Origin of the sequence: Janthinobacterium sp. CG_23.3 (genome assembly GCF_046115965.1) — a bacterium.
Classification (GTDB): Bacteria; Pseudomonadota; Gammaproteobacteria; order Burkholderiales; family Burkholderiaceae_D; genus Janthinobacterium.
Window position 1 is genome coordinate 22,185 of the sequence record NZ_JBJXIB010000073.1, and the last position, 7,549, is coordinate 29,733.

The window sequence follows — 7,549 nt, forward strand, 5'->3', positions numbered from 1 at the left end:
TTTCCTGTTGGGTTTGTCCGCTTGCGGCGGTGGCGGTGCGGACGGCGCCGCGCCTGTCGCTGCGGTTGCGCCGGCGGCCGTCGCCGCGCTCACCGGCGTGTCCGACAATAGCGCGGTGGTGGGCGGCAGCATCGTCGTGACCGGCACCAACTTGAACCTCGTCGACGCCTTCCGCCTCGGCGACCTGGCGCTGGCGGCCAGCAACAGGACGCCGACCTCGGCAACCTTGACGATGCCGGCGACGCCGGCCTCGGGCGTGCTGACGATGGTGGTCGGCGGCACCTCGCTGAGCAGCGACTATCGCATCGACGCCTACGTCGCGGTGGCGGTGACGGCAATCACGCCGTCGGCCGGCCCGGTCGGATCGCGCGTCACCGTGAGCGGGCGCGGCCTGGCCGGCGTGACGGCTGTACGCTTTAGCAACGGCGTGGCGGCGACGCTGCCGGCCGAGCGCAGCGACGCCAGCCTGAGCTTCCCGGTGCCGCCGGGCGCCGCTTCCGGCAAGCTGAGCCTGACCGGCGCCTACAACGCGCTCACCACCGACGCCGCGTTCGACGTCCTGCCCGCCGTCACGCTCGCCGCCGGCGGCCTCGAATTTGCCCAGGTGTTCAGCCGCCGGGCCAACGATCCGCAGTTGTTGCTGACGCAAGACAAGGCGGTCGTGGTGCGCGCCGCCGTGCTGGCCGCCGCGCCGGGCCGGGCCAGCCCCGCCGTCAGCCTGAGCGCCTACGCCGGCAACGGCGTATTGCTGGGCCGCATGGCGATGACGGGCCCGGCCGAGTTGCCGCTGGCCCGCGACGACTACCGGCTCGACACCACCTTCAACGCGCTACTGCAAGGGGCCTGGGTACGGCCCGGTTTGACGGTCAGGGTGACGGTTGGCGAGGGCGCCGCCGCCGTGACCCTGGACGCCACACCGCCGGTGGCCGCCGCCACCGCCATCCGCATCGTGCTGGTGCCGCTGCGCACGCCATCCGGCGTGACCGTCTCGCCAAGCATGGACAGCGTGAACGAGCAGCTGGCGCGCATCTATCCGTATGCGACGTCGAGCATCACCGTGGCGCAACGCCAGCCCTTGACGGTGAGCGGCAGCAGCGCCGACCTGAGCTGGTGGCACAACGCCTTGGCCGAGCTGGAGGAGGTACGCAAGCAGGAAGATCCGACGGCGTTTTATTATGGCCTGGCGCCGACTTACACCAATCCTTCGGCGCTAACGCATACGGCGGGGATGGCCTATTTGACCGACCGCGACAGCGGCCGCGGCGCCACCTCGGCCCTGGGCGTGGACGCCACTTGGCGCAAGCCGAGTGCAACGGACCCCTTCGGCAACAACTGGCCGCTGTGGCTGACGGTGATGTTGCATGAGCTGGGCCACAACCACTCGCTCAAGCACGTCGACTGCGGCGCGCCGGAGAATGTCGATACCGACTATCCGTACCCGAACGGCGATCTGGGCGATCTGCCGCTGTACGACAGCGTCTACCGCGCGACGACGTATCTGGGTGGCTTGGGCGCGCCGCGGGCGGTCGATCTGGATGGCGTGAGCGGAAAAATGAAAGACGTAATGAGTTACTGCGACGGCGCCTGGCTGTCCGATTTCAGCTACCTGCGGGCCCAGCAATTTTCACTGAAGCGCGCGCAGGCGCAGGCGCAGGCCCCGGCCCGCGTGATGGCGAAACGCACGGCGGCGCTGGCCGACGGCTACCTGAGCATCTCGGGCAGCATCAGCCGCGGCGCGCTGCTACTGCGCCCCGCCATGGCGTCGAGCGCCCGCCTGCACCAGGAAGTGGCGGGCCAGCAGCACGCCTACGTGTTGCGCGTGGTGACGGTGGCGGGCCAGACCTTCGACCAGCCCTTGGAGGCCCAACTGGTCGCCGACAGCAAGGTCGAAACCCGCCACTTCTGGGCCAGCCTGCCGAACCCGGGGCCGGTCGCGAGCATCGAGGTGTTGTACCAAGGCAAGCCGCTGGCGCGTCCGGCGGCGGCGCAAACGCCGGCCGGCAAGCGCGCCGCGGCGCCCGGTGTGGCCAGCTTCGACTGGACGCTGGAGGGCGGGCGCCTGGCGTTGACCTGGAACGCCGCCGTCGAGCCGCAGGCGGCGGTGCTGCATATCGGCGCCAACGGCCAGAAAACCGTGCTGGCCAACGCCTTGAGTGGCGGCAGCGCGGCGCTCGACGTCAGCGCGCTGCCCGTTGGCGGCCGCTTTGAGGTGAGTCTGGCGACGACGTCGAACGCGCGTTTGCTGAGCATTCCGCACCACTGAGCGCGAGCGCCCGCCCGCGTCGATAGGAAGCGGGCCAGCGGCGCGCCGGCCAAGCGCGCTTCAAGCGGAATGCGCACGCTGTGGCCGCTACCGGGCGGCATTTCCGGGCAGCGCTGGCGGATTTCCTCGATGTCGTTGAGCGACAGCACGCGCGGCGGAATCACCCGCGTCAGGCCCATCGCCCAGTTCACCGTGTTGGCCTGCACCGACCTGTAGCGTTGAGCATGACCAATGAATGGGACGAGAATGGGCCACCGTGGTGCGAATTGCTGCGCGAGTAGATGAGAACGACCTGGAAAGTCCGAAATATGCGGTCGAATTGGGTCATCGCGCAGAACGATTTGTGTGAAACTTGCACGAAATATGTGCATTACTAAGTATTGATCTGCGTTTGCGGCACCATTACCATGGTCTTCTCTCCACTTTGACTGAAAGAGCCCATACCATGCCGATCCTGAACGTGCGCCTGTCGACCAGGCCAGATAGCGTCCAATACGCCGCCGTGGCCGGCGCGTTGTCGCGCCTGACCGAGCAGATTTTGCACAAAGACCCGGCGCTGACCTCGGTCGCCATGTCGCACGTCGAGCCGGCGCACTGGTTCGTCGGCGGCGCGCCGCTGTCGCAGCAGGGCAAGACCAGCTTCTTCCTCGACATCCTCGTTACCGACGAGACCAATACGGCGGCGGAGAAGGGCGCCTACATCGCCGCCGTGTTCAAGGAAATGGCGGCGCTGCTGGGCGAGCTGCACGACGTCAGCTACATCCACGTGCACGACGCGCGCGCGGCGGCCTGGGGCTATGGCGGCAAGACCCAGCAGTACCGCGGAATCAAGAAGCAGCTTGATACGCCTTGATGGCGGTGGCCCCGGTTTCGTAGGTCCGGTTAGCCCGCCCAGGGCGTAACCCGACTGGCGTCGGCAGCGGCCCGGCGTCGGATCACGCTGGCCTCGGCGGCCCCCGCATCCGGCCTACGGTTGATTGCGGTGGATGGCGCGGTTCAGTCCCAGCGGCGCGTCCGGTACAGCTCGGCGGCAAAGTCGACGAAGGCGCGTACCTTCGGCGACAGGTGGCGGTTTTGCGGATACAGCGCGTACAGTTCGCGCGGCGCGATGGCGTAGTCGGGCAGCACCCGCACCAGCCCGCCGCCCGCCAGTTCGTCGCGGACGATGAACGCGGCGGCGGCCGCGATGCCCAGCCCGCCGACGGCGGCCGCGCGCAGGGCGATGCCGGTGTTGGCCTGCAGATTGCCCTGTACGCTGACGTGGTGGGCCGCGCCGTCCGGCCCGGTAAAGTCCCAATCGCGCGGTTGCGCCGCCAAGGTGTAGCTCAGGCAGTTGTGCGCCAACAGATCTTGCGGCGTGTGCGGCGCGCCGTGCCGCTCAAGGTAGGCCGGCGCCGCCACCAGCGCCACGCCGCTGCTGGCCAGGCGGCGCGCGATCAGCGTCGAGTCGGGCAGCTTGCTCGTCAGCCGCAGGGCGACGTCGAAGCCGTCCTCGATCAGGTCGACGATGCGGTCGTTGCACACCAGGTCGATACGCAGTTCGGGGTAACGGGCGAGGAATGGCGGCAGCCAGTGCGCCAGTTCCAACGCGCCGAAGGCCATCGGCGCGTTGACGCGCAGGCTGCCGGCGGGGCGCGCCTGCTGCTCGGCGACGGCGCGGTCGGTGGGGCCTTGAGCGGTCCACGCACTCCTTCGACTTGTGGCTTCATGTCGCGCGCCAGGTACTGCAATTCCAGCTGCAACCACCAGTGGGGCGTCGACATGAACGTCAGCAGTTCGACACAGGGTCGGCTCGGCGTTGCGTGGACGCTTTCTGATTATTGGTTTGTACTCCATTGCCAAATCGTTCGACCATATGCAGAATTGCCAAAAATAGGCATGACATCGCCTTGCTTGAAATGACTGCGGCTATGCAGTTTGGCCGGGGTTTCCCAGAAGCCGGTTTGAGGGCAGGGCTGTCCGCCCTCAATACGCCTGGCATTGACTAATGTTTCCGTATCCCGGCTGGTGTAGCGGTTTTCTTCCCATAATTTTCGTGCATAATCGACCAAGTCTTTGGGATAGACAAGATGGTCGATTACACTGTCGTTCAAGTCAAGTATAAAGGCGGTTGCGCCCGCTTCAAATGCCCAGTAACCGTAATAACCAGCATAGCCTTCTTCGTTAACCTTTAGATGCTCGTTGTACCAGCGTGGATGATCTTTCATGGCCGGATACCACTGCTTCAGGTACTTATTGACGAGATCGAGCGTGGTCTTTTCATTCTCTTCATAGTACGCTTGCAGCAGGATGTCATAGGGTTTGCCGATAATACAAGTTTCTAGCGTCTGCTCATCTTCGACGTATTCGCTAATCAATTGTTCGAACAGACCGTCCTGGCCGCGGTGACTGCGTAATATGTGGATGATGCGTTTAACCGAACGTTGATCGCGCAGCAATATGGCGATGCTTAGCAGTTGTAATGTGTTCTCGTAATCGGAAAGGGTGGAGAAGTCCGGCGCCCCTGCATATTCATACGGACCAAACTCTGGAAACTCAAGCGCAGCTTCCTGTTGATAAAATTGATCCACATCATTCCACGCTTCGAACGCATCCACAATGCCCGATATGTGCGGCGCCAGCTCATCAATCGGCACGCCCGCTGTGTAGTCGAGCATCCAGATCCAAAACATTTCTAGGTATAAAAACCGATGAACCGAAGAGTTTTCCTGTGTCGAATCGGCTATTTCTTTATTGGCAAGTTGACCTTCAATTAACGAAAGTTGATTTTTTCGAGTTTTATTATAGAGTTCTTCGTAGAGGAACTGCTGGCGGCGGCGCTCATGAAATGGTAAAATTTCCATTGCTATTTTCTCCGTTTTTTCTTGGTTGAATCTGGTTTTTCTTCTTCTTGCGAACGTGAGGAGTTATTGGGTGTTGATTTTTTCGATCTTGTACGACCTTTTTCTGTGCGATCTATTTCAATATGGTCGAACGTTTCAGTTATGTTATGAGTTTTTTTGTGTTTATCATGTAATTTTATGTTGTAATGATCGCCTGTTGAAAGTAGCTCCAATGTGGCTTCAAAATGATCAATAACTCCAGGCGCTGCTGTTAACTTGAGTTTGCTATTCGGGTGGGCTGATGTCAAGAACGGATTGGAGCCAGCAGTAATTCCAAGCATAAGGTACACCCAACGATTTTTCAAATTGCTAGCCGATTGCATTGCGGCAGTCTTAGTGCTCTCACGAATCCAATTTTTCCCCATCTGTGTGCCCTTTTTAGGCTGGCCAAGCAAAGCCCACAACATGAGTTCTCTGTCGTTGAGTGTGGCGGGGGCTCGCGGAATACTGCCATTTCTGACGTTGTTTTGCAGCCGTTCAAACAGACTGTATACAGTCTCGCTGAACTTCGCCTCGATGAAGTGAAACGTGTCGCCGTCCGTCTGCCAGATTGTATCGGGACCGGATAGCGTCACCTTTGCCAAGTCTTCCGGTACTAGCTCAGTGGGGCGCTTGTGTTTGCTATCGGGGCCGACAATGCGCGGGTAGTCCGAGCGCCATTTCCCATGTATGTTGCCGTGGGGCCAGGCGCCGGCTTGTTCAAGCACGTGTTCCATATGATAATAATCCGCCATATGTTCGCCGATCAGCCCCCTTGGTCCGAATTTTATTTCAGAAAGCAATTTCCGTATTGGCCTCGCAGTATGCGTCACCGGCGCGCTGCCGCCGCCGCTGCTCTGACGGTTGGAATCGGCGACTGGCTTGTGCGTCTTGTCTTTTCCGGGTGAAACCGGTTCCTTGGCTTTGGCCGTGGTCACAGGCTTGCCTGGCTTGGGCGCGGTTGTCGGCTTCGAATGTGGCGTGCCGCTGTGCGGGTGGGAGGCGCCGGGCCTGTGGTTGTGCTTGGCGGCCGGATTGGCGCTGGTGGTGGCTGCGGCGGCAATTTTTTTCGCCGCCCACAAAGCGTCCTCGCCCAGCAGGTCCTGGATCATTTCCTGCACCGCTTTGGCTCCCTGCGCAATGCCGGCCTTGAGCGGTCCACGCACTCCTTCGACTTGTGGCTTCATGTCGCGCGCCAGGTACTGCAATTCCGGCTGCAACCACCAGTGGGGCGTCGACATGAACGTCAGCAGTTCGACGCAGTTATCCAGCGCGCCCATCGCGGTTGACATGGCCAATTGGGTATTCTGTGCCCACTGGAAGGTCTTCAGGAACTTGATCGCGGCACCCTTGCTTTCTCCCAGCATGGCTTCGATCATCACGTGGCCGCCGGCGGCCGCCGCTCCGGCCTCCTTGCGGTATTTTCTCAAGGGTTTGATGATCGTTTTGAACAGGCTTCCCACTTCGGGAATACAACCGAACGCCGCCAACGCGATGTCGATCCAGTCATCCTTGGTCGCGTGCGCCACACCTTTCCTGCCGATCCGATAAATCATTCCCGACACGTCGCGCACGTCCATGATTTGATCGACCACGGGGACCAGGGAAATGGCGCCCCCGATCACCATGGCCGCCTTGCCTTGATCCTCTTCAAAGTCACCTAAAATCAAGTCTTTGAAGAATTCTACGACCTCGTCAACGAAGTTTTGGCTCATGATCGTGTACCTTTTCCCTTGTTTGCCCTGGCCGCTTCCAGCAAGGCTGTGGCTTGATCTTGCTGCTGTCTGGCCAGTAGGAGCTGCGGATCGGGCGCCAGCGGCGGTGCTACCCATTCACGCTGGTCTTCACCGTACTCGACGTGGTACTCGCCGGGAGGAACGTTTTCGACACGGGCGTGCCCCTTTGCATCCAGCAAACCGTTGCGTGAAGTGCCATTGGCGAAGGTGATCTTGTAGGGTGAATTGACGACCGGCTCTAAATCGCCGTAATGCAAGTTCAACTCAATGGCCCGGTCAATATCGGCTGCTTTGGGGAGGGCCGGCAGACTGGCCTGGCTGCTGGCCGGCCCGGTCAACTCCTTCATGCTGGCCTTGAAGTCCATCTTGCCCGGTCCGTGAATCATGATGTTGCCGCCTTCAAGCTTCAGATAGGCGCCCTGCGCCGTCATCAGAACATGCTCCTTCGCGGCGATGTTGACGCTCTGGGTGACGCTGGCCACGGTGACGGCCTTGTCGGCGGTGATGCTGGTCTTGTCCGACTGGCTCTGGCTGCTGACCTTGCCGGTCGCCGCGTGCAGTTTGATGCCGGTTTCCTGGTTCGGCTTGTCCTTATTGCCGGCCTTGCCGTAGGTGAACAGGCTGACGCCCGCCTTCACCAGGTAATAGCTGTTGCCCTGCGCGGCGAAGTTGATGTCCTGCCCGGCGGT

General features: G+C 61.6%; 6 protein-coding genes. 2 read left to right on the top strand and 4 right to left on the bottom strand.

Annotation, left to right across the window (positions count from 1 at the left end; all coding sequences use genetic code 11):
• Positions 1–97: 97 nt before the first annotated feature.
• The gene (locus ACFDR9_RS17100; protein ID WP_409031768.1) at positions 98–2,263 is read left to right on the top strand and encodes an IPT/TIG domain-containing protein; all 2,166 of its coding nucleotides are present in this window, start codon (positions 98–100) and stop codon (positions 2,261–2,263) included.
• Between the two features lie 445 nt (positions 2,264–2,708).
• A complete protein-coding gene (locus tag ACFDR9_RS17105; protein ID WP_017877607.1) occupies positions 2,709–3,116 on the top strand; it encodes a 4-oxalocrotonate tautomerase family protein in 408 nt (135 codons plus the stop codon).
• A 143-nt stretch (positions 3,117–3,259) separates the two neighbouring features.
• Here ACFDR9_RS17105 and ACFDR9_RS17110 read toward each other — a convergent pair whose 3' ends face one another.
• From ACFDR9_RS17110 to ACFDR9_RS17125, 4 genes are all read right to left on the bottom strand, one after another.
• Positions 3,260–4,009: a substrate binding domain-containing protein gene (locus ACFDR9_RS17110; protein ID WP_409031769.1), complete on the bottom strand. Its 750-nt coding sequence runs from the start codon at positions 4,007–4,009 to the stop codon at positions 3,260–3,262.
• A 71-nt stretch (positions 4,010–4,080) separates the two neighbouring features.
• Positions 4,081–5,106, bottom strand: a complete 1,026-nt coding sequence (locus ACFDR9_RS17115) for a PoNe immunity protein domain-containing protein (protein ID WP_409031770.1) — start codon at positions 5,104–5,106, stop codon at positions 4,081–4,083.
• Positions 5,107–5,108: 2 nt separating this feature from the next.
• Entirely contained in the window at positions 5,109–6,839 is a 1,731-nt protein-coding gene (locus ACFDR9_RS17120) for a hypothetical protein (protein ID WP_409031771.1), read from the bottom strand.
• On the bottom strand, positions 6,836–7,549 hold a 714-nt coding region (locus ACFDR9_RS17125), incomplete at its 5' end, for a DUF2345 domain-containing protein (protein WP_409031772.1). The genes ACFDR9_RS17125 and ACFDR9_RS17120, both read right to left, overlap by 4 nt.

Coding starts and splice junctions, on each gene's coding strand:
- ACFDR9_RS17115 (WP_409031770.1), bottom strand. CDS start 5,106: ATGGAAATTTTACCATTTCATGAGCGCCGCCGCCAGCAGTTCCTCTAC.
- ACFDR9_RS17105 (WP_017877607.1), top strand. CDS start 2,709: ATGCCGATCCTGAACGTGCGCCTGTCGACCAGGCCAGATAGCGTCCAA.
- ACFDR9_RS17120 (WP_409031771.1), bottom strand. CDS start 6,839: ATGAGCCAAAACTTCGTTGACGAGGTCGTAGAATTCTTCAAAGACTTG.